This window comes from Clavibacter michiganensis (genome assembly GCF_016907085.1).
Taxonomy (GTDB): Bacteria; Actinomycetota; Actinomycetes; order Actinomycetales; family Microbacteriaceae; genus Clavibacter; species Clavibacter michiganensis_O.
On sequence record NZ_JAFBBJ010000001.1, the window covers coordinates 2,451,359 to 2,472,409 of the forward strand.

The 21,051-nt window shown below is 75.2% G+C and carries 26 protein-coding genes; 15 read left to right on the forward strand and 11 right to left on the reverse strand.

Features of this window, described 5'->3' with window-relative positions:
• Window positions 1-205 precede the first annotated feature (205 nt).
• Together JOE38_RS11500 and JOE38_RS11505 are read left to right on the forward strand one after the other, a co-directional pair.
• Entirely contained in the window at window positions 206-1,036 is an 831-nt protein-coding gene (locus JOE38_RS11500) for an oxidoreductase (RefSeq protein WP_204576409.1), read from the forward strand.
• Between the two features lie 20 nt (window positions 1,037-1,056).
• A complete protein-coding gene (locus JOE38_RS11505; protein ID WP_204576410.1) occupies window positions 1,057-1,590 on the forward strand; it encodes an isochorismatase family protein in 534 nt (177 codons plus the stop codon).
• Here the strand turns inward: JOE38_RS11505 and JOE38_RS11510 are convergent.
• From JOE38_RS11510 to JOE38_RS11535, 6 genes are all read right to left on the reverse strand, one after another.
• Complete coding sequence (locus JOE38_RS11510; protein WP_043582990.1) at window positions 1,587-2,030, reverse strand: VOC family protein; 444 nt, start codon at window positions 2,028-2,030, stop codon at window positions 1,587-1,589. The two genes, JOE38_RS11505 and JOE38_RS11510, sit on opposite strands and share 4 nt — an antisense overlap.
• Before the next feature lie 8 nt (window positions 2,031-2,038).
• A complete protein-coding gene (locus tag JOE38_RS11515) occupies window positions 2,039-2,299 on the reverse strand; it encodes a hypothetical protein (protein WP_194683776.1) in 261 nt (86 codons plus the stop codon).
• A gap of 70 nt (window positions 2,300-2,369) precedes the next feature.
• Window positions 2,370-2,618 carry a hypothetical protein gene (locus JOE38_RS11520; RefSeq protein WP_204576411.1) on the reverse strand — a complete coding sequence of 83 codons (249 nt, stop codon included), beginning with the start codon at window positions 2,616-2,618 and terminating at the stop codon, window positions 2,370-2,372.
• Between the two features lie 168 nt (window positions 2,619-2,786).
• Complete coding sequence (locus JOE38_RS11525) at window positions 2,787-3,005, reverse strand: hypothetical protein (RefSeq protein ID WP_204576412.1); 219 nt, start codon at window positions 3,003-3,005, stop codon at window positions 2,787-2,789.
• 56 nt (window positions 3,006-3,061) lie between these two features.
• Entirely contained in the window at window positions 3,062-3,688 is a 627-nt protein-coding gene (locus tag JOE38_RS11530) for a methylated-DNA--[protein]-cysteine S-methyltransferase (RefSeq protein WP_204576413.1), read from the reverse strand.
• Window positions 3,685-4,209, reverse strand: a complete 525-nt coding sequence (locus JOE38_RS11535) for an RNA polymerase sigma factor (RefSeq protein WP_204577192.1) — start codon at window positions 4,207-4,209, stop codon at window positions 3,685-3,687. Before JOE38_RS11535 ends, JOE38_RS11530 begins: the two co-directional genes overlap by 4 nt.
• 325 nt (window positions 4,210-4,534) lie before the next feature.
• On the opposite strand from JOE38_RS11535, the gene JOE38_RS11540 reads away from it, so the two are divergent.
• The 8 genes from JOE38_RS11540 (at window position 4,535) to JOE38_RS11575 (ending at window position 12,731) form a co-directional block, all read left to right on the forward strand.
• The gene (locus JOE38_RS11540) at window positions 4,535-5,296 is read left to right on the forward strand and encodes a response regulator transcription factor (RefSeq protein ID WP_204576414.1); all 762 of its coding nucleotides are present in this window, start codon (window positions 4,535-4,537) and stop codon (window positions 5,294-5,296) included.
• 268 nt (window positions 5,297-5,564) lie between these two features.
• Window positions 5,565-6,791 carry a sortase gene (locus tag JOE38_RS11545; protein ID WP_204576415.1) on the forward strand — a complete coding sequence of 409 codons (1,227 nt, stop codon included), beginning with the start codon at window positions 5,565-5,567 and terminating at the stop codon, window positions 6,789-6,791.
• A 176-nt stretch (window positions 6,792-6,967) separates the two neighbouring features.
• Window positions 6,968-8,182, forward strand: coding sequence for a Gfo/Idh/MocA family protein (locus JOE38_RS11550; protein ID WP_204576416.1), 1,215 nt, complete (start codon window positions 6,968-6,970; stop codon window positions 8,180-8,182).
• A 162-nt stretch (window positions 8,183-8,344) separates the two neighbouring features.
• A complete protein-coding gene (locus JOE38_RS11555; protein WP_204576417.1) occupies window positions 8,345-8,908 on the forward strand; it encodes a matrixin family metalloprotease in 564 nt (187 codons plus the stop codon).
• A gap of 11 nt (window positions 8,909-8,919) precedes the next feature.
• The gene (locus JOE38_RS11560; protein ID WP_204576418.1) at window positions 8,920-9,588 is read left to right on the forward strand and encodes a hypothetical protein; all 669 of its coding nucleotides are present in this window, start codon (window positions 8,920-8,922) and stop codon (window positions 9,586-9,588) included.
• Between the two features lie 84 nt (window positions 9,589-9,672).
• Window positions 9,673-10,383, forward strand: a complete 711-nt coding sequence (locus JOE38_RS11565; protein ID WP_204576419.1) for a hypothetical protein — start codon at window positions 9,673-9,675, stop codon at window positions 10,381-10,383.
• Window positions 10,384-10,563: 180 nt separating this feature from the next.
• Window positions 10,564-11,262 (forward strand): YcnI family protein, encoded by a 699-nt coding sequence (locus JOE38_RS11570; protein ID WP_204576420.1) that lies wholly within the window; start codon window positions 10,564-10,566, stop codon window positions 11,260-11,262.
• On the forward strand, window positions 11,259-12,731 hold the full coding sequence (locus JOE38_RS11575; protein WP_204576421.1) for a PepSY-associated TM helix domain-containing protein: 1,473 nt from the start codon (window positions 11,259-11,261) through the stop codon (window positions 12,729-12,731). The genes JOE38_RS11570 and JOE38_RS11575 overlap by 4 nt, the downstream gene beginning before the upstream one ends.
• Window positions 12,732-12,770: 39 nt before the next feature.
• Here JOE38_RS11575 and JOE38_RS11580 read toward each other — a convergent pair whose 3' ends face one another.
• From JOE38_RS11580 to JOE38_RS11590, 3 genes are all read right to left on the reverse strand, one after another.
• Window positions 12,771-13,784, reverse strand: a complete 1,014-nt coding sequence (locus JOE38_RS11580; protein ID WP_204576422.1) for a LacI family DNA-binding transcriptional regulator — start codon at window positions 13,782-13,784, stop codon at window positions 12,771-12,773.
• Between the two features lie 61 nt (window positions 13,785-13,845).
• Window positions 13,846-14,568 carry a Pr6Pr family membrane protein gene (locus JOE38_RS11585; RefSeq protein ID WP_204576423.1) on the reverse strand — a complete coding sequence of 241 codons (723 nt, stop codon included), beginning with the start codon at window positions 14,566-14,568 and terminating at the stop codon, window positions 13,846-13,848.
• A gap of 50 nt (window positions 14,569-14,618) precedes the next feature.
• On the reverse strand, window positions 14,619-15,818 hold the full coding sequence (locus JOE38_RS11590; RefSeq protein WP_204576424.1) for a glycosyltransferase family 4 protein: 1,200 nt from the start codon (window positions 15,816-15,818) through the stop codon (window positions 14,619-14,621).
• Between the two features lie 208 nt (window positions 15,819-16,026).
• On the opposite strand from JOE38_RS11590, the gene JOE38_RS11595 reads away from it, so the two are divergent.
• The 5 genes from JOE38_RS11595 to JOE38_RS11615 all read left to right on the forward strand — a co-directional run bounded on the left by JOE38_RS11595 (window position 16,027) and on the right by JOE38_RS11615 (window position 20,013).
• Complete coding sequence (locus JOE38_RS11595) at window positions 16,027-17,373, forward strand: TRAP transporter large permease subunit (protein ID WP_204576425.1); 1,347 nt, start codon at window positions 16,027-16,029, stop codon at window positions 17,371-17,373.
• Window positions 17,374-17,458: 85 nt separating this feature from the next.
• On the forward strand, window positions 17,459-17,737 hold the full coding sequence (locus tag JOE38_RS11600; protein WP_194665098.1) for a hypothetical protein: 279 nt from the start codon (window positions 17,459-17,461) through the stop codon (window positions 17,735-17,737).
• A 43-nt stretch (window positions 17,738-17,780) separates the two neighbouring features.
• Window positions 17,781-18,365, forward strand: a complete 585-nt coding sequence (locus JOE38_RS11605) for a methyltransferase (protein WP_204576426.1) — start codon at window positions 17,781-17,783, stop codon at window positions 18,363-18,365.
• Between the two features lie 27 nt (window positions 18,366-18,392).
• Entirely contained in the window at window positions 18,393-19,172 is a 780-nt protein-coding gene (locus JOE38_RS11610) for an IclR family transcriptional regulator (protein ID WP_204576427.1), read from the forward strand.
• Between the two features lie 43 nt (window positions 19,173-19,215).
• Entirely contained in the window at window positions 19,216-20,013 is a 798-nt protein-coding gene (locus tag JOE38_RS11615; protein WP_204576428.1) for an NAD(P)-dependent oxidoreductase, read from the forward strand.
• On the opposite strand, the gene JOE38_RS11620 is transcribed toward JOE38_RS11615, so the two are convergent.
• Entirely contained in the window at window positions 20,010-20,621 is a 612-nt protein-coding gene (locus tag JOE38_RS11620; protein WP_204576429.1) for a YdcF family protein, read from the reverse strand. The two genes, JOE38_RS11615 and JOE38_RS11620, sit on opposite strands and share 4 nt — an antisense overlap.
• Before the next feature lie 41 nt (window positions 20,622-20,662).
• Window positions 20,663-20,914 carry a DUF4287 domain-containing protein gene (locus JOE38_RS11625; protein WP_204576430.1) on the reverse strand — a complete coding sequence of 84 codons (252 nt, stop codon included), beginning with the start codon at window positions 20,912-20,914 and terminating at the stop codon, window positions 20,663-20,665.
• Window positions 20,915-21,051: the final 137 nt, after the last annotated feature.

A 21,051-nucleotide genomic window follows, 5' to 3' on the forward strand; every position in this document is an offset into this window, starting at 1 on the left:
GAGCTCTTCATGATCGCCGCCCTGAGGACGAGATGTGCGCTCTCATCGTGCGCGCCGCAGCAATTTGCTGTGCCCGACTTTCTCGTGTTACGTGTAAAAGAGGACCTTGATCACAACCGTCAGCCGCCCGCCGATGCGCCTAACCTCGGGTGGGGCCGCGCCGCACCGGCCGCCCCCACCGCATCCACGAGGAAGAGGAACGCGCATGACGACCTGGCTGATCACGGGATGCTCCACGGGACTCGGGCGCGCCTTCGCGGTCGAGGCGCTGGAGCGCGGGCACGACGTCGTCGTCACGGCGCGCGATGCTGCGAACGTGCAGGACCTCGCCGACACGTACCCCGAGCACGCGCTCGCGCTCGACCTCGACGTGACGGATCCCGCGCAGGTGTCGCTCGCGGTCGACGAGGCCACGGCCCGGTTCGGCGGCGTCGACGTGCTCGTCAACAACGCGGGCTACGGCTACCGCGCGGCCGTCGAGGAGGGCGACGACGAGGACGTCGCGCGCCTCTTCGACACCCAGTTCCACGGCAGCGTCCGCATGATCAAGGCCGTGCTGCCCGGCATGCGCGAGCGCCGCAGCGGCACGATCGTGAACCTCTCGTCCATCGGCGCAGCGCGTACGGGCGCCGGATCCGGCTACTACGGCGCCGTGAAGGCCGCGATCGAGCAGATGACCATGGCGCTGCGCACCGAGCTCGCGCCGCTCGGGATCGTCGCGACGGTGGTGGCGCCCGGATCCTTCCGCACCGACTTCTCCGGCCGCTCGCTCACGCAGTCGTCCACCGTGATCGACGACTACGCGGAGACCGCCGGCAAGCGCCGCAAGGAGAACGACACCACCGACGGCACGCAGCCGAACGACCCCGCGCTCGGCGCGAAGGTGCTCGTGGACGCGGTCGAGCAGGGCGCTCCCTTCTATCTCCTGCTCGGCGGCGACGCGGTCGAGATCGTCACGGGCGCGCTCGACGACCTGCGCGCCGACGTCGACGCGTGGGCGGAGCGCAGCCGGTCGACGGCGTACGAAGCCAGCTGACGAGACGGGAGCGACACCGCATGACCGCATCCACGGCCCTCCTCGTGATCGATCTCCAGGTCGGGGTGATGCCCGGCTGCCTCGACGCCGACGGGGTGGTGGCGCGCACGTCGTCGCTCGTCGGGCGCGCCCGCGCGAACGGGACTCCGGTGGTGTGGATCCAGGACCACCACGGCTTCGCGGTGGGCGACCCCGACTGGGCGCTCGTGCCGCCGCTCGCGCGGGCGGCCGGCGAGCCGCTCGTGCGGAAGGCGCATCGCGACTCCTTCGCCGACACCGACCTCGCCGAGGTGCTCGCGCGGCTCGGGACCACGCGGATCGTGGTCGCGGGCGCCCAGACCGACTACTGCGTGCGCACGACGCTGCAGAGCGCCGCCGCACGCGGGTTCGACGTGACGCTCGTCGGTGATGCGCACACCACGGCGGATGCGCTGCACGAGGGCGTCGCGATCGGCGCGGCGAAGATCGTGGCCCACACCGACCTCTACTTCGCGACGCTGCGGCACCCGGGGATCGTGTCGACCGTGGAGCCGCACGACACCGTGACGCTCTAGAGGTCCTGGGCCCCCGAGGGCTCCGGCGCGACGAAGACGCAGAACGGGTGGCCGGCGGGATCCCGCAGCACGTAGAGGGGCTCGTCCTCATCCGCCGACCGGTCCTGCAGCACTGCGGCGCCGAGCGCGACCGCCCGCGACCGCTGGCGCTCGAGGTCGGCGACGGATCCGACGGTGAGGTCGAGGTGCAGCATCTGCGGCGGCGATCCCTTGGGCCAGCGGGGCGCGGGCATGCCGGGCGCGAGCTGGAAGGCGAGGCGGCGGGATCCGTCGCCGTCGACGAGCACCAGCCAGTCGGGATCCGGCCCCGTCTCCTCGGGCGCGTCGCCCGGCCGGTACCGGAAGCCGAGGAGCTCGCGGTAGAACTCGGCGAGGCGACGCGGATCCGGCGCGTCGAGCACGGTCTGCAGCAGGCGCGGGCGGTCGGGCGAGGTGGTCATGACCCTGTCTACGCCGGCGGGGGCGGGGTGCCGTCCGCTGCAGGGCCGTCGCGCTTCGCCTTGGCAGGGCGCACGCCCATCACGAAGAAGGTGACGCCGAGGATCAGGAACGGCAGCCCGGCGACTCGCGTGTCGTCGAGGGTGAGCATCAGCACGAGGCCGAGCATCCCGAAGACGATGCCGAGCGCGATGTTCGGGTTCGAGTCGGCGGCGTCGTCGTCCTCCGCGGGCGGATCGACGGGGCCGCCGGGCGTCGTCGGATCGCTCATGCCCTCACGCTAGGCAGCAGGGCTGCCCGCCCGCGTCCGCCTCGTGGGGGACGCGGGCACGCGGCCGGGTTCAGGCCTGTCCGTGGCCGCCGCAGTAGTGGGAGATGCGGACGCCGACATGGCCGGGATCGTCGGGGCCGCCGCCGATGGTCCTGTAGCAGTGCGCCGCTCGCGCGGTCGTCTCCGTGACCGCGCCGTGGTGGGCGGGCGCGGCCTGCGCCGCGGAGACCGCGGCGGGGGACAGCACGAGCGCGGCGGTGAGCGTGCCGAGGGCGAGCGCGGAGCGCGCGGCGGTGGAGCGTGTGCGGTTGATTGGCATGGGGATCCTGTTCTCTCGAAGGGTGTCGCCCGGGCTTCGCGGGCGTTCGAGGATCGATCCCCGTCTCCCGGTCGCGGACGCGGACGGATGCGCGAGGAATCTAGTGCGCGGCCCCGGCGCCCCGTAAGCGTGCCGCACAGGGGGTGTACACGCCGCAGACGTGCCCGGTCAGCGCCTCGCGCCCCGGCGACGCCACCGGACGACCGTGGACACCAGGAACACGACCGCGCTCACGACCATCAGCAGGAGCCCGAGGGGACGCAGATCGTCGTGGACGAGCGTCATGACGACGCCGATCGCGAAGAGGACGGCGAGCCCGGTGTCGTGCAGCCGGCCGGCGCCTCCGGCCGTCGTCGCGCGGTCGCCGGGGCCCGTCGCATCGTCCATGCCCTCACGCTAGGCGCGGGCCCGCGCCGTCGCGTCCGCCGGATGGGGGATGCCGGTCAGATCCGCCCCTCCAGCTCCAGCAGCGTCGTCTTCGCCGCGAGCCCGCCGATGTAGCCGCCGAGCGTGCCGTCGGAGCGGAGGACGCGGTGGCAGGGGATCACGACGGGCAGCGGGTTCGTCGAGCACGCCGTGCCGACCGCGCGCGTGGCGGCCGGGCTGCCCGCGGTCTCGGCGACCTCGCGGTAGGTGCGCGTGGACCCGTACGGGATCTCCGGCAGCAGCCGCTGCACCCGGTCGCGGAAGCCGGTCGACAGGCGGCGGTCGAGCGGCAGGTCGAAGGAGCGGCGGCGGCCGGCGAAGTACTCGTCGAGCTCGCGGGCGGCCGCATCCAGGCGCTTCGGGGCGCGCAGGATCCGCGGGCCGAGCCGGCGCGCGAGGTCGCCGAGCACGGTGTCGTGGTCCTCGCGGGAGTACGCGACGCGGATCAGGCCGCGCTCGGTGGCGGCGAGCAGCAGCGGGCCGACGGGGGAGTCGATCGTGGTGAAGCCGACGTCGAGGGCGCCGTCGGCCTCGGCCCGGTCGGCGAGGCGGAGGCGGAGGGCGTCGAGGGCGGGGGCGGTCGGGTCTGCTGCCTCGAGCGCGGCGGCGTCGAGGAAGGGGATGGTGTCGTCGGGATCGGTCACGGTCGTCCTCCGGGGGTCGTGGTGGGTGCGGGAGCGCGACCGGTGCCCGGCGGATCCGCCCCCATCGTCCGCCGGAGGCTCGCCACCCCGTCCGCGGCCGCGCGCCGCACGGCCTCGGGCGTCCCGCCGACGATCGCCGCCACCTCCGCGTGCGGCAGGCCGCCGAGGTACCGGTACGCGACGGCGAGCCGCTGCCGCTCGGGCAGGGCGGCGACGGCGCGCCACAGATCGGGGTCGCGGGAGTCGGGCACGCCGAGGTCCGAGACGCGCTCGGGCACCTCGTCGACGGGGATCGCTCGGCGGCCGCGGGCGCGGATCGCGTCGAGGGCCTTGCGGTGCGCGATGGTGACGAGCCAGGCGCGCACGTCGGCGCGCGGCCCGAGCCCCGGGTACGCGAGGAGCGCCGACAGGAACGTCTCCGACCACGCGTCCTCGGCGTCCGCGTGCCCGCCGAGCACCGCCCGGCACACGCGGAGCACCACGGCGCCGTGCTCGGTCACGACCCTGTCGAACGGCTGCATCATCTCCACACCGGGTAGACGCCGGGGCGGGGTGATCCGTGAGGTCGGCGTGCGGATCAGTCTCGCGGATCCCCTGGCCGGCCCGACAGCCCGCCGCCCGATGCCGTCACCCTGCGGACGCGCCGTGCGCCTCCTCACGGTCTCCGGTGCTGCGCCCGTGCGCGCCGTAGGGACTACCCGTGACGGTCCCCGCGGATGATGCCCCGGCGCTCCCCGGTCGCGAGGATGGAGGTGCGGCCCACCCCCGGCCGCGCGCTCCGCGAGGAGCATCCGCCGCCGGCCCGTCCCCCCGGGCCGGCGGCGCATCCGACGGAAGAGGATCCGCATGGCCAGCACCCTGAGCTCCGCCGCACGCGACGACGAGCAGGCGGCGCCCGCGCACGTGCCCGGCGACGCACCCGGCGACGCACCCCGCGCGCTCCGCGTCTTCGTGGTCGACGAGGAGGCGCCCATCACGCAGCTGCTGTCGCTCGCGCTGCGGATGGAGGGCTGGGACGTGCGCGTCTTCGCCACCGGCCGTGCCGCGATCGACGCCGCCGTCGAGGCCGCGCCCGACGCGATCCTGCTCGACATGACGCTGCCCGATGTCTCGGGCGTGGAGGTGGTCGGCGAGCTGCGGCGCGCCGGCGTCGCGACGCCCGTGCTGTTCCTCACCGGCCGCGACTCGCTCGAGGACCGGCTCGCGGCCTTCGGCGCGGGCGCCGACGACTACGTCACCAAGCCGTTCGGCCTCGAGGAGGTCGTCGAGACGCTGCGCGTGCTCTTCCGCCGACGTGGCCTCGCTCCGAGCATGGTCACCGCGGGCGACCTCGTGCTCGACCCGGCCACGGGCGAGGCGTGGCTCGCGGGCGTGCCGCTGGAGCTGGATCCGATGGACCTCGTCGTCGTGCGGGCGCTCGCCGAGGAGCCGACCCGGCGGCTCTCCCGCCGCGAGCTCGTGCACCGCCTCACGGACGCCGGCTGGGGCCTCGTCGCCCCGCGCGCGCTCCTCGACCTGCCGTCCGTGACGGGCCGCCGCGCGGGCCGCGACCAGGTCGTCCTGCTCGCCGCGGCGGGCGACGACCTCGTGCTCGCGCCCGCCGTCTGACGCCCGGTCCGGCCGACGCCGACCGCGCGGGCCACCCCAATCCGGGGGCCGGCGCGGCGAGTCACCCCCGCAACTCCGGGGATCACGAGTCACACGCGTCACACTGCGCCGAGAATTTCCCCAGGTGGGTAGCGGGAGCTCCTACAGTCGGCGGTGGGGAGCAGATCCTCCCCGCCGCGTTCTCGAGACCCCGGAGCGCGTCCCCTCAACCGCACGGTCGCGGCACAGCAATGGCGCGGGCGGACGGTCCTGCACCACTGGAGATGCCATGTCCCGTCCCACCCCCGCCGCCGGTCGCGGCAGGTCGTTCCGCCGCGCGGCCGCCGGCGCCTGCCTCTCGGCCTCGCTCGTGATCCTGCCCCTGGCCATGGCGCCCGCCGCCCACGCCGAGACCGTCCCCGTCGAGACCGCGCCCGTCGCTGTCGAGGCCCCTGCCGCCGACGCGACGCCGACGCCCGCGCCCACCGAGACCGCCGACGAGACGGCCCCCGTCGCCGACGCCCCCGTCGAGACCACGCCGACCCCGGCCGTCCCGACGACCCCCGGCACCCCGTCGACCGGCCTCCCGACGCTCGAGCCGACCGTCCCCGTCGTGGAGCTGCCCTTCACCTGGACCACGCCCGATCGCGGCGTCGCCCTCCCGATCAACGAGGCCGTGCCGTTCGCCGGCACCGGCACCGCGGGCAGCATCGTCACGGCCAGCTACTTCAACGCGGTGGGGGTCAAGGCCATCGCCGGCATCGGCATCGTCGGCGAGGACGGCACGTACGCGTTCCCCGCGAGCTTCACCGAGCTGCTGCAGGACTCCAAGACCGCGAGCGTCACGCTGACGCAGGTCGGCCTCGACCTCACGGTCAAGGGCGAGATCCGCGGCCTGGTGCGCTTCGCCGAGGCGCCCGTCGGCCCGTTCGTGCGCGCCGAGGCGTCGTTCTCGACCATCTCGCCGATCTCCGTCGCCCAGGCGACCAGCCTCCTCGGCGGCCTCAAGGTCAACGCCACCGGCTACCTCCGCTACGAGGCCGTCGAGGTGACGGTCACCGCGCCCGACGGCCGCGTGATCCAGCTCAGCGACGCCAACGGCGGCGTGGGCGTCGGCACCCGCTCGCTCAAGGACCTCGTGCGCGCCGACGTCGACGGCACCTTCGCGCAGCCGATCATCCTGTTCGGCGACATCCAGCCGGGCACCTACCGGGTGTCCGTCGCGGGCCTCGAGTCGGGTCTCACGCAGGGCGGCACCGTCGAGCTGACGGCCGAGGACGCGGGCGGCCCGGTCATCCCGGGCGTCCCCACCCCGACCCCGACCACGCCGTCGATCGACCCCGCGGGCACCGCCCCGCAGCCGATCACGAAGCCGGCCGCGCACCACGGCGACACCCTGCCCGTCACGGGAACCGACGGCGCGGCGGCCCTCGGCCTCGGCGGCCTCGGCGCGCTGCTGGCGCTGGCCGGCGCGGGCACGCTCGTCGCCCGTCGTCGCCTGCGCTCCGCGGAGTAGCGGCACCGCCTCACCCGTACCACGCACGACGACGGCCGGATCCCCCACGGGGCCCGGCCGTCGTCGTGTGCGGCCGCGCGCCTTGTCCCGCCCCGCGGCCTCCCCGTAGATTTGACGCGACCCGCAACGAATCACCCGCGCGCGGATCCGCACCCCGTATGAGACGAAGGAGTCCCATGTCCGACACGCAGCCCGCAGCGACGCCCACGGAGACCGGAGGCGCCCTCGGCGTCGCGATGATCGGGCACGGGTTCATGGGCGCCGCCCACTCGCAGGCCTGGCGCGTCGCGCCCGCGTTCTTCGACCTGCCGCTCGCGCCGCGCATGGTCTCCGTCGTCGGGCGCGACCAGGAGCGCACGCAGGAGTCCGCGGACCGCTGGGGCTGGGATCGTGCGGAGACCGACTGGCGCGCGGCCATCGAGCGCGACGACATCGACGTCGTCGACATCTGCTCGCCCGGCAGCACCCACGTGGAGATCGCGGTCGCCGCGCTCGAGGCCGGCAAGCACGTGCTGTGCGAGAAGCCGCTCGCGAACACGGTGGAGGAGGCCGAGATCATGGCCGCCGCCGCCGAGAAGGCCGCCGCGAAGGGGATCCGCGCGATGGTCGGCTTCAGCTACCGCCGCGTGCCCGCCATCACGTTCGCGCGCGACCTCGTCGCCCAGGGCGCGATCGGCGAGCTCCGCCAGGTGCGCGCGCTGTACCTGCAGGACTGGCTGACCGATGCCGAGGGCCCCATGACCTGGCGCCTCGACAAGGAGGCGGCGGGATCCGGCGCGCTCGGCGACATCGGCGCGCACATCGTCGACGCGGTGCAGTTCATCACGGGCGAGCGGCTCGACGCGGTCAGCGGCCTGCTGCGCACGTTCGTCGAGGAGCGCCCGCTGCTCGCCGAGACGCGCGGCCTCGGCGGCGTCGCGTCGAGCGAGCGCGGGAAGGTCACGGTCGACGACGCCGCCTACTTCACGGGGAAGCTCGCCGGCGGCGCGCTCGCCAGCTTCGAGGCGACCCGCATGGCCACCGGCCGCAAGAACGCGCTGCGGCTGGAGTTCAGCGGATCCGACGGCGCCATCTCCTTCGACCTCGAGCGCCTCAACGAGATCGAGCTGTACGACGCGACCGCGCCCGCCGACCGGCTGGGCTTCCGCCGGATCCTCGTCACCGAGCCCGAGCACCCCTATACGGCGGCGTGGTGGCCCACGGGCCACGGCCTCGGCTACGAGCACGCGTTCACCCACCAGGTGCGCGACCTCGTGCACGACATCGCCGCGGGCCGCGAGCCGCAGCCCTCGTTCGCCGACGGACTCCGCGTGCAACGCGTGCTCGACGCCGTGGAGCGCAGCTCGGCCGACGGCAGCGCGTGGGTGCAGGTGGACGCCACCCGAGGCTGATCCGGCGCGCGGGGTCGGCCGGCTCCCCGCCTGCCGGCCTCGTCAGACGATCGCCTGGGAGCGATCCGCGCGCGGGAGGGCGGGCAGGTCCTAACTTCGGCCCGCGGGGAGGCACGGGCGGGGACGTCGGGATGCACCCGCTCCATCGCTCCCGGAGGTCCCATGAGATCACCCGCCCCTGCCCGCCGACGCGGTCGCGTCGCCCTGCTCGCCACCGCGGGCCTGGCATCGCTGGCCGCCCTGGCCGTCGCCGCACCGGCCCAGGCCTTCAACCGCGAGGGCCCGCACTGGCCCACCGCGAAGCTGACCGTGGACACGACCGCGGTCCCCGCTGGCACGTTCCACGACGCCCTCGCCGACGCGGCCGCCGAGTACACCGCGCGCACCCACGCGTCGGTCACCACGGAGGACACGACGGGCTCGCCCTGGAGCGCCCAGGTCATCGACGCGGGAGACGACGGCTACGAGGGCTACTCGACCTGGAGCTACGACGGGGACGACCACACGTACACGGCGTCCATGCACCTCAACACCGAGTACCTCGACGACTCGATGCCGACCACGCGCCTGAAGGTCGTGTGGGAGCACGAGACGGGCCACGTGCTCGGGCTCGCGCACGTCCCCGGCATCGACCACGTCATGTACTACCGGGCATCCGACGCCTACGAGGACGGCGTGGACGGCCTCACCGACGACGAGGTCGCCGGGATCGACTCCCTCTACTGATGGGCACGCACATGAGCACGAGCACGAGCACGACCGCGCCGTCGATCCGCGTCGCCGCCCTCGCCCTGGGAGCCGGCGTGCTCCTGCTGGCCGGCTGCGCGGCAGCGCCGACGGACGCCTCCCCGGCCGCTCCCGCGGACGACGCCTCGACGACGGCGCCGATGGATCCCGGCATGGACATGCCGATGGAGGCGGGGCCGGGGTCGCACACCCACGGATCCCGCCACACCCTCTACGGCTCGCTCGCCGCGCTCGCGGACGACAGCCTCGACATCGTCACGGGCACCGTCGTCGCGCAGCGCGAGGTGGCGGACCTCGGGCCGAGCGCCCCGGCCACGGTCTCGACGGTGCGCGTCGCGTCCGTCGCGAAGACCGCGCGCGGCGTCGCGGTCGGCGACGAGATCGGGGTGCGGCAGATCGGCACGGCCGCGGAGCCGGGCCCGGCGGCGATGCTCGGGAGCGGATCCACGTACCTCCTCTACCTGCGGCCCTCGCGCCTGCCCGGCGACGCGGCCACCCAGTCGTTCGTCACGGGCGGCTCCGCCGGCATCTTCGCGGCTCCGGACGCGGGCGTGCAGGCGGACGGCGCCACGGGGCCGTCGGCGACGTTCGCGCGGATCGACCACGAGCAGGGCGACGTCCTGCCCGAGCGTGTCGCCGCGGATCACGCGCTCGGCTGAGCGGAGCCGGGTCCCGGTGCCGTGCCGTCGCGGCGTCGCCCGGGCGCTCCCGTAACCTGGAGCGGACGACCGGAAGGCGGACGAGTGCAGGCACGGCAGGAGCGGACGCTGCGCGCCGCGCTGTCCGCCTTCGTCTGCACGCTCGTCACGGCGACGCTGCACGCGGCGGCCGGCGGCGGGATCCCGCATCCTCTCGTCCTCGCGCTCGCCCTCGTGCTCGGCGTCGCGCTGTGCTTCGGGCTCGGCGGCCGCCGGGTGACGCTCGCGCACCTCGTGCTCGCGATCGGCGCGACCCAGGGCGTGCTGCACGCGGCGTTCACGTTCGGCGGATCCGCGATCGGGTCCGTCCCCGGATCCGGCATGGACATGGGCGGCGCGGCCTCCGCTGCCGCGTCCGCGTCCGCCGGGCACTCCCACGCGCACGCCGCGGCCGACGCCGCGCGCGCCCTCGCCGGGTCCTCCGCGATGGCGGGGATGCCCGCCGACCACGACGGCGCCATGCTGCTCGCCCACGTGATCGCCGGGATCGTCAGCGTCTGCTCCCTCCGGGCCGGCGCCGACGCGCTCCGCCGGGTCGTGCGCGCCCTCGCCCTGCGGGTCGGTGGCGCGCTCACTGGAGCCCTCGGCGCGCTCGTCGGAGCGGCGGTCGCGCTGGCCGCCGCGCTCGCCGAGCCGGCCGCCGCACCCCGGCCGCGCCGGCTCGCGACGGACCTCCGTCCCGCGCGGCTCGAGTCGCTGCTCGCCGCGCGGATCCGCGGACGCCGCGGCCCGCCGCTCGCCGCGCTCGCCGCCTGATCCGCGCCCGCCGCCGCTCCCTCGGAGCCCGGGCGCGGTCCCGCGCCGTCGCGCCGACCCGTCCCTCCCGCCTGCCGCGCACCCCGCGGCGGTGGTCGTGGGGGTCGTCGTCGCGCCGCCGCGCGCCTCCCGCACGCCCGAACAGCGCACGGACACCCGTGCCTCCACCGAAGGACAGCCATGCCCTCCCGCACCCCATCCACCTCGCGCCGCGTCGTCGCCGGCGCCGCCGTCGGCCTCGCGCTCGCCGTGTCGGCGCCGCTCGCCGCCTCCGCGCACGTCGAGCTCGACGCGTCCACCACCGCCCCCGCCTCGCTCAGCGTCCTGACCTTCGCGGTCGGGCACGGCTGCGAGGGATCCGCCACCACGGCCCTCGCGATCCGCTTCCCCACGGACGTGCAGGCCGTGAAGCCCACGCTCGCGCCCGGCTGGTCGGTCGCGGAGCAGGAGGCGGCCGACGGCACGACCGTCACCTACACGGCCGACACCCCGCTGCCCGACGACCTGCGCGCGACCGTGCAGGTCGAGGCGCTGCTGCCCGTCAACGGCGCGGCCGGCGATGTCGTGACGTTCCCGACGCTGCAGACCTGCGTCGCCGGATCCACCGACTGGGCCGAGACGCCCGCCGCGGGCACCGAGCCCGACCACCCGGCGCCGGCGATCACGCTGACCGACGCCGCGACCGCGAGCGGCAGCGGCATGGCCGGCATGGGCGCGGCCTCGGCGACGGGCACGGAGGCCAGCGCGGCCGCCGCGGCCGTCGCGCCCGTCGACCCGGTCGCGCGCCTCCTCGGACTCGGCGCCCTCGTGGTGGGCGTCGTCGCCGTGATGCTCCTCACCATCGGCATGCGCCGCCCGCAGCAGGGCGGCCGCCGATGACCGCCGTGCACGACCGCGCGGACGCCGCCGGTCCCGCCGACGCGCCCGAGGCCGGACCGCCCGTCGCGACCCCCGCGATCACCCGCCCGCAGCGCGGCTGGTTCATCCCGCTGCTGCTGCGCCTGCACTTCCTCGCGGGGATCCTCGTGGGCCCGTTCATCCTCACCGCCGCCCTGAGCGGCGCCGCGTACGCGCTCGCGCCGACCGCCGAGCAGGTCGTGTACGACCACGAGCTGCACGCGCCCGCGACGGGATCCACCGTGCCGCTCGCCGCGCAGGTCGAGGCCGCGGAGGCCGTGGTCGGCGGATCCGGCACGCTCGTCGCCGTCCGCCCGGCCCCCGCGCCCGGCGACACGACGCGCGTCATGTTCACGGGCGACGGCCTCATCCCGAGCCAGACCCGCGCGATCTTCGTCGACCCGGCCGACGCGTCCATCCGCGGCGACCTGCCCGTCTACGGCACGAGCGGCGCGCTGCCGCTGCGCACCGCGATCAGCCACTTCCACCGCACGCTCGGCCTCGGCGACCCCGGCCGGCTCTACAGCGAGCTCGCCGCGAGCTGGCTCGGCGTCGTGACCCTCGCGGGCCTCGGCCTGTGGGTCGCGCGCTGGCGCCGGTCGCCGCGCCGCCGCGATCTCGTGCGGCCGGACGGGACGGCCACCGGCTACCGGCGGATCCTCTCCTGGCACGCCTCGACGGGCGTGTGGCTCGTCGCGGGCGCGCTGTTCCTGTCGGCCACGGGCATCACGTGGTCGCAGTTCGGCGGGCAGAACGTGACCGACCTGCGCGCCGCGCTCAGCTGGCAGACGCCGACGCTCACGACCGCGCAGCCGGGCACGGGCGCGGGGGCGGCCTCCGCCGCGGATCCGCACGCCGGCCACCACGCGTCCGCCGCGCCCGCGACGACGCCCGCCGTGGATCCCGCGACGTTCGACGAGGTCCTCCGGGTCGCGCAGGGCGTCAACGTGGACACGGGCCTGGTCGAGATCAAGCCGCCCGCGGATGCCGGCCAGGCGTGGACGGTGAGCGAGATCCAGCGCAGCTTCCCGACCGAGGTCGACCAGGTGGCCGTCGACGGCAGCACGCTGCAGGTCGTGGGCCGCACCGACTTCGTCGACTACCCGTTCCCCGCGAAGCTCGCGCGCTGGGGGATCGACACGCACCAGGGATCCATGTTCGGGCTCCCGAACCAGCTGCTCCTCGCGGTGACCGCGCTCGGCATCGCCGCGATGGTCGTGTTCGGCTACCTCATGTGGTGGAAGCGCCGGCCGGGCGTCGCGCGCCCCGGCCGTCCGGCTCCGGCGGGCGCGCTCGTGCGGGCGCCGTGGTGGGGGATCGCGGCGGTCGTCGCGGTCGGCGTCGGCGTGGGGCTGTTCCTGCCGCTCGTCGGGATCCCGCTGGTCGGCTTCGTGCTGCTCGACGCGCTGCTCACCGCCGCGCGCGTGCACCGGGCGGGTACCGAGGCCTGAGCCGGAGCGCCGGCTGGCGCCGGCCCGGTCGCCCGCGGGTCAGCGGGCGGCCGGCGCCGGCCCGGTCGACGCCGCCACGTGCAGGAGGCACGGCAGGAGCGCGTGCGGCAGCTCCGTCGCCGTGCCGTCGAGCCGCGCGAGCAGCATCTCGACGGCGAGGCGGCCGAGCTCGGGGCCCGGCGCGTCCATGGTGCTGAGGGCGGGCTCCACGAGCGCGCCCACCTCGGTCGACGACGCGAGCGACAGGATCGAGACGTCCTCCGGGACGTGCCGCCCCGCCGCGTCGAACCCCGAGATGAGGCCGCGCGCCGCCTGGTCGTTGAGGAGCATGACCGCCGTGATCCCCGGATCCGCCGCCAGCAGCTCGCCCGCCGCCGCGCGTCCCCCCACGGGCGTCGGCGCGCACCGGGCCACCTGGCCGCCGAGCCCGCGCGACGCCGTCTCCTGCAGGAAGGCCCGCTCGGTGCGCGTCGTCGGCCCGTATCCGCGCAGCGGCCCGCCCTCGAGGTCCTCCACCATGAGCCCGAACCGGCGGTGGCCGAGGGCCTGGAGGTGGTCGATCCCGTCGGCGACGGTGCGCTCGAAGTCCATGTCGACGAACGGCAGGTCGTGCGTGTCCGCCGTGCGCCCGATGGAGACGAACGGCACGTCGAGCGCCGCGAGCTCGCTGATGCGCGAGTCGTCCATGCGCACCTCCATCACGATCACGCCGTCGACGAGCCGGCCGCTCACCAGGTCGGACACGTCGTCCGGCGAGGTGCCGGTGGGCCAGAGCACGAGGTGGTAGCCGAGCTCGGATGCCCGCGTGGCGGCGCTCATGAAGATCTCGAGGGCGATGCGGCTGAGGCGCTGCACGTCGGCGGGGAACAGCAGCGCGACGATCCGGGTGCGCTTGCTGGCGAGCGCGCGGGCCACGACGTTGTTGCGGTAGCCGAGCTCCTGCATCGCCTCGGTGACGGCCCGCCTGGTCGGCTCGGAGACGGCCTTGGTGCCGTTGACGACGAAGGAGACCGTGGCGATCGAGACCCCCGCGCGCGCGGCGACCTCTCGCATGGTCGGGATGGCGGCTCCTCGGGTTCGGGCGGCGCCGGGCGGGCAGCGGCCGGGCGCGTGCTCAGCGTATAGCGGGCGTCGCGCCGCGGCGCGGGTCGGTCGGGGCGCGGAACCGCGAGACGAGAATGAGCGCGCCCGTGATCGCGCAGACCGCGAGCGTGAGGCCGACCACGTACGCGGCGACCGTGCCGTACCCGCCGGGCGACGAGTCCGGGTTCAGGAACCCGTACGGGTAGTAGGTGGCGGTCTGGAAGACCTCGTCGCCGGTGAACGGGCCGCGGAGGAGCGTGACGGCGATCCACGCGAGGGGGAACGCGATGACGCGGCCGATGGCGCCCGCGCGCAGCGGACGGCGGTCGGGCGCGATGATCCAGTCGAGCAGCACGATCAGCGGGACGGCGACGTGCACGATCTGGTCGGCCCAGTCGAGCTTCAGCGGCTCCGGCTGGGGCTGGCCGCGCAGCAGCAGGTTCCAGACGATGCCCGTGATGACGAGGTACACGGTGGACGCGAGCCGCAGCGTGACCCAGCCGACCCCCGGATCCGTCACGCGGCCCCGCGCGAGCCCCACGCCGCCGACGACCAGCACGACCGCGCCGAGCACGTTCGCGTCGACGGTGAAGAACAGGGCGAAGTCGAGCGACTTGCCGGCGATGCCGGTGACGCCGAGGTCCTGCCAGTAGGCGTAGTTGACGTGGTACTGGGCGATGACGCCGATGACGGCGGCGATCGCGGTGGCGATGCGGACGACGGAGAGGAAGATGCGCACGGATGAGGTTCCCACGATCTCGCCTCCTCCGTCGCCGAGCGTCTCCGGTCGCGTGGTCGCGCGGCTCACGCCGGGGCCGATCCGCGTCGGGCGCCGGCCACGCGGCGGCACGCCTCCTCGACGCCCCGGGCGTGCGCCGCGGGGGAGACCGCGGCGGCGAGATCCCGGGCCTCGCGGGCGGGCCCGTCGAGGAGGTGCCGGTCGGCGGCCAGCCGCAGGATCGCGGTGGCCAGCCCCTCCGCGTCCGTGCCGTCCGCGAGCATCGCGGCCCCGCCGAACTCCGCGGCGAGGACGGGGTCGCTGACGAGCGCGGGGCGCCCCTCCGCGAAGGCCTCCATCGCGATCATCGGCTGGTCGTCGGAGCCCAGCGACGTGATCACGGCCGCGTGCGCCCCGCGGAGGAGCGCGGTGACGGTGGCGGTCGACACGCGGCCGTGCACCGTGACGCCGGGCGGGACGGCGCCGCGCGGTCGGCCGCCGGCGAGGTCGAGGTGGACGGCGTCCGGTCCGCTCCTCGCGGCGACCAGCGCCATCGCCTCGAGCATCACGTCCAGGCGCTTCCCGGGCACGAACCGCGTCGCCCAGACGAGCCGCAGCGCGCCGCTCGCGGGGAGCTCCGCGGACGCCCCGCGCGCCGTGCAGCTCGTGTTCGACAGCACCTCGACGGCCGGCAGGCCCGCGTTCCGGAGGGCGACAGCCTGGTGCGCGGAGGGGGAGAGCACGAGGTCGGCCTCGCGGCAGGCGGCGAGGGTCATGCCGCGGAGGGCGCTGTCGAGGCGGCGCGGGGCCAGGCGCACGCGCGGATCCGGGAGCCCGGTCATCGCGCGATGCACGGCCGCGACGGCGGGCGCGAGGAACCCGCCCCAGGCCGGGCCGCGCAGGAAGAAGGTGTGCACGGTGTGCAGGGTCGGGATCCCCCGCTCGCGCCCGAGCCGCAGCGCGGTCGCGGCGAGCCCGTGCTCGGAGTGCGTGAGGACGAGGTCGGTGCCGACCTGGTCCATCAGCGTTCCGAGGTCGCGGCGGGTGGCGGCGTCGGCGCGGATGACCGGCAGGCCGAAGAGCGGGACGGGCACGGTGGGCGCGACGTCGTGCAGGGCGACGCCCGTGCCGTGCAGCTCGCGGACGGACGTCGCGTCGGGTGCCGCGACGGTGACCGCGTGGCCCGCGCGCGCGAGCGCGAGCGCCTGCTGGACGACGGCCGTCTGGGCCCCACCGAGGGAGGAGAAGGCGCGGTCCATCACGAGGAGGGGGCGGAGCGTGTTCATCGCGGCTGACGCTAACCCGCCGCGAGGAGGAGCCGTCACCGCCTGGGGAGACGCGGCCGGCTCGGGATGATCCGCGCGCGCAGGACGCGGATCCGGTAGGGCGGCGCGCGGATGCCTTGACATCCCGGGCGGCTGCCCCCATGCTCGTCGAAACGAACTTTCAGTCCGCACAGCGAACTGCACCACTCAATGGAGAGCGGAGATACACATGGGGTTGGCTGTCTGGGCCCTCATCTCGTACATCGGGATCATCGTCGTCTGGAGCGTCGCGCTGAAGCGCGGCATCGGCGAGGCGATGGTCGTCGGGTTCCTCGTCGTCTGCGCGTTCGGGGGCGGGGAGTTCCCGCGCCTCGTCCTCACGGGCGTGCAGGCGGCCTTCGACCAGGAGATCGTCTTCGCGGCGCTCGCCTTCACCTTCATCGGCTTCCTGCTTGCGTCGACCGGGGTGATCGACCGGCAGGTGGACCTGCTCAACTCGCTGCTCGGCCGCCTCCGCGGCGGCGCCGGGTACGTGGCCACGGTCGGGTCGGCGCTGTTCGGCGCGGTCGCGCACTCGGGATCCGCCAACGCCGCGACCATGGGCTCCGTCGCGATCCCGTGGATGAAGCGCTCGAACTGGCCGCCGCACGTGGCCGCGACGCTCATCGCCGGCAACGCGGGCAACGGCACGGTCATCCCGCCGAGCGCCTCGTTCTTCATCCTCATCGGCACCGCGACGGTCGCGCCGTACGTCTCCATCGACGAGCTGCTGCTCGCGATGTTCGCGGCGGCGGCATGGTGCATCCTCTGGCGGCTGGTCGTCGTCTTCTACTTCGTGCGCAAGCACGAGATCGGGCGGGTGTCCGCCGCCGACATCCTGCCGTTCGGCCGCTCCTTCAAGCAGGGCTGGTCGTCGCTCCTGGTGTTCCTCGGCATCGTGATCCCGGTGCTCGTCACCCTCGGGCCGACCGGCGAGTCGCTCACGGGCGTGCTCGGCGAGGAGGTGATGGAGTCGATCAGCATCATCGTCTGGATCCCCGTGCTCCTCGGCCTCTTCGCCGCGGCTCTCGGCTGGCGCCGCCTGCCCCGGTCCGGCCGCGAGTGGTACGGGTTCGTCGCGAAGACCGCGCCGCGCTACCGCGACATCGGCGCGACCCTCGTGTTCGCCTTCGCCGGCGGCGCCGTGCTCACCGAGCTCGGCCTCGCGGAGCAGCTGTCCAGCGTGCTCAACGGGCTGGACGCGTCGCCCGTCGTGATGTCGATCATCGTCGCCGTCATGGTGGTGCTCGTCGCCGGGCCGCTCAGCTCCACGGCCACCATCGCGACCATCGGCGGCATCGGGTTCTCCGTGCTCGTGGCCTCCGGGGTGGATCCGGTGCTCGCCGCCTGCGTCGTGCTCGTCGCCGCCTCGACCGAGGGCGCCTCGCCGCCCGGGGCGTCCGCGATCTACATCGCGACCGGCATCGCGCAGGTCAACCCGGTGAAGACGTTCGTGCCGCTCATCGTCCTGTACGTGCTGCCGATCCTCGTGATCGCGGCCCTCATCGGGCCCGGCTGGCTGCCGGTGCCGCACTGATGCGAGCCGCACGCGGACGCCCCGCGCGTCCTCGTCCCGTCCCCGCCCGCACGATCCGCCGCACGACCGCCCCGAGGAGGAGCTGATGTCGGAAGAGAAGCCCCCCGCCGAGACCACCCACGGCCCGGCCCGCCTGCGCGCCATCCGCGTGATGACCGCCGTCTTCGTCGCCCTGCTCGTGCTGATGCTCGCGCTCGGCACCGTGCTCGTCCTGCTGCAGGTCGTCGGCCTCGTGATCGTCGACGGCGGCCTGATCACCGGCGCGTCGGCCGCGCTCAGCCCCTGGACCTTCGGCGTCGCCGGGGTGCTCGGGATCTGGACGCTCCTGCTCTCCTACGTCCACGGCTGGAAGCCCGCCGACTAGGCGGACAGGCCCCCGCACCACCCACCGGAAGAAGAGGCACGTCATGTCGGACGCATCGACCCTCGGGCGGCTCGCCGCCCTCCCCGTCGCCAACGTGGGCGACTCCATGGACCGCCTCGGCGTGGTCGACGCCGGGATCCGCCCCGTCTGGCGCGGCGCCCGCGTCGCCGGCCCCGCCTTCACGGTGGAGGTCGCGGGCGGGGACAACGCGGGGATCCACGAGGCCATCGGCCGGCTCCAGCCCGGCGACGTGCTCGTGGTCAACGGCCACGGCCTGCGGGACCGCGCGCTCGTCGGCGAGCTGATCGGCGAGCGGCTGCGCTCCGCCGGCTGCGCGGGCATCGTCATCGACGGGGCCCTGCGCGACGTCGACGACCTCGAGGAGATGGGCTTCCCCGCGTTCGCCCGCGCCGTGACGCCCGCGGGCCCGTACCGCAATGGGCCGTTCCGGATCCAGGTGCCGGTCGCCATCGGGACCGTGGTCGTGATGCCGGGCGACATCGTGCTCGGCGACGCCGACGGGCTCGCGATCGTGCCCGCCGCGGAGGCCGCAGCGGTCGCCGACCGGGCCGAGGCCAAGCACGCCGACGAGTCCGCCACCCGGGCCTCGATCATCGCCGCGCGATGACCCCCGTCGCCTGGGACGATGGGGCACATGCCAGAAACCCCATCGGACAGCCGCGCCACCCCCGCGGAGACCTCGTCGTCGACCGTCCGGAGCGTCGACCGGGCGCTGGACCTGCTCGAGCTGCTCGAGCGCGGCGACGGGCCGCTGCGGCTCGTGGAGCTGAGCCGCGGATCCGGCCTGCAGAACGCGACCGTGCTGCGGATCCTCGGCTCGCTGCAGAACCGCGGCTGGGTGACGGTCGAGCACGGCGAGTACCGCGTGGGCCCGGCGGCCCTCGGGATCGCGAACGGTTTCCTCACGACCGACCGGCTGAGCTCGACGGCGCGCCCGGTGCTGCAGCAGCTCGCGGACAGCACGCGGCTGACGGCGTCGCTGTACGTGCGGATCGGCGAGGAGCGGATCCTCACGGTGCGGGTCGACGGCGAGGACCCGCTGCGGTACCAGCTGCCGCTCGGCCGTCGGCTCCCGCTGCACGTGGGCGCGGGGAAGAACATCCTCGCGGCGTTCCCGGAGGAGGAGCGCGAGCGGGTGCTCGCCCGGATCGGGAGCACGGACACGGCCGGCGGGGCATCGGTCTCGGCCGACGATCTGCGCGCGCAGCTCGAGGTGGTGCGCCGGGACGGCTTCCACATCTCGATCGACGAGCGGGAGACGGGCGTCGCCGCGGTGAGCGTCCCGATCCACGACCGCTCCGGGGAGGTCGTCGCGGCGATCTCGACCTCGGGGCCGTCCGAGACCATCACGCGCGCGCGCCTCGAGGCGCGCGTGCCGGAACTGCGCCGAGCGGCAGCGGCCGTGGAGCGGTAGACGCCGGGTCGCGACGCGCGCCCGGCAGAGGAGGAGACGCACGATGAGGACAGCGTTCATCGGACTCGGGGAAGCCGGCGCGATCTACGCGGCCGCCGCCGCGGCCCACGGCGACGACGTGTCGGGCTTCGACCCGGCCGCGCCCACCACGCCGGAGGGCGTCACGCGCGCGGCGACCCTCGCCGAGGCCGTGGAGGGAGCCGACCTCGTGGTCGTGCTCACGGGCGCGGCGCTGAGCGAGCGCATCGCGGCCGACGCCGCGCCGCACCTCGGCGCGGACGCCGTCTACGCCGACTTCACGACGGCGTCCCCGCAGGTGATGGCCCGCGTGGAGCGGGTCGTCCAGGACGCGGGCGCGCGCTTCGCCGACGTCGCGATCCTCGGGCCTGTGCCCGCGAAGGGCGCGCAGACCGAGACGATCGTCAGCGGATCCGCCGCCCGGGACGTCGAGGCGTACCTCGTCTCCCTCGGCGCGGAGGTGGAGCGGATCGACGGGCCGGCGGGCGAGGCCACCAGCCGCAAGCTCCTCCGCAGCGTGCTGATGAAGAGCCTCGCGGCCGTCGTGGTCGAGGCGGTCACCGCGGGGCGCGCGGCCGGATGCGAGGACTGGGTGCGCGACCAGATCGCGGGCCAGCTCTCGGGCGACGTGGCCGCGAAGATCGAGCGGTACGAGTCCGGCAGCCGCAAGCACGCGGTCCGTCGCGGGCACGAGATGGAGTCGGTGGTCGAGCACCTCGGAGCGCTCGGGGTGCCGGCGGAGATGTCGGAGGCGTCCGTGCGGTTCCTCGGGCGGCTCGCGGCCGAGGAGCAGCGGGCGCAGGAGCGGACGGGCCGGGCCTAGCCCGACCGCGCGCGCCGCAGCAGGGCGACGGCGATGGCGAGCGGCTTCATCCACGTCATCTCGCCGAACCGGTAGTCGTCGGCGCGCGCGAGGCGGTCGGCGAGGTCGGGGCGGGCGTGGCGCAGGTAGGCGCGCGCCTCCTCGGCGTGCACGGGGTCGGAGACGATGCGGATCGTGTCGGCGTCCTCGACCAGCGGGATCGCGTTCGCCACGTTCTCGCGCGTGCTCGTGCTGGCCTCCTCGAGGACGACCCGGCCCCCGTAGCCGAGCTCGTCGCGGGCGAAGCGGGCGAGGATGCGGGCCTCGGGCTCGTCGCCCATCACGGATCCGCCGCAGAGGACGAGCGCGGTCGCGTCGGCCCGCGGGTCCATCGAGCGGAGGGCCGCCCGCACGCGGTAGCGGTTGATCCGGTTGGCGCGCGGGCCGGCGTTGCCGAAGCCGAGGACGACGACCGCCTCGCGGCCCACGGCGCCGTCGGGCCGGCCGGGCGCGCGGCCGAGGCCGCGGGTGCTGGCGAGCCGGTGGATCCCCTCGCTCGCGAGGAGCACGGCGCCGACCGCGGCGAGGAGCGCGGCCGGCACGCCGACGACGAGCTGGCGGGTGCGCATCAGGCCAGGCTACGGGCGCCGCCCGGCGACCGAGGGGGACGTCACGCGGAGCGCGCCGCCTTCACGAACGCGACGACCGCGTTGGCGTGCCCGTGTCCGAGGCCGTGCTCGGACTTCAGCCACGCGACGACCTGCATGTGCGGCTCGACGTCGAGGCGGGCGTCGGCGAGGTCGATCCAGCGCTGGACCGGCTGCCCGTAGGTCGACTCGATGCTCGGGAAGTAGGAGGCGGGACCCTTCGCCTTCTGTCCCTCGGGCGGCGGGGGCGGGGCGACGATGCCGTGCGCGTTCATGGTGCGACGGTACCGGCGGCGCACGGCCGTGGCGAGCCCGGGCCGTGGTTCAATGGTCCGGTCTCCTCACGGGAGGGGCCTCCCTCGGGAGGCACGGCGGTGGGGCTCGCCGTACCCGAACCTCGACATCCTCGTCG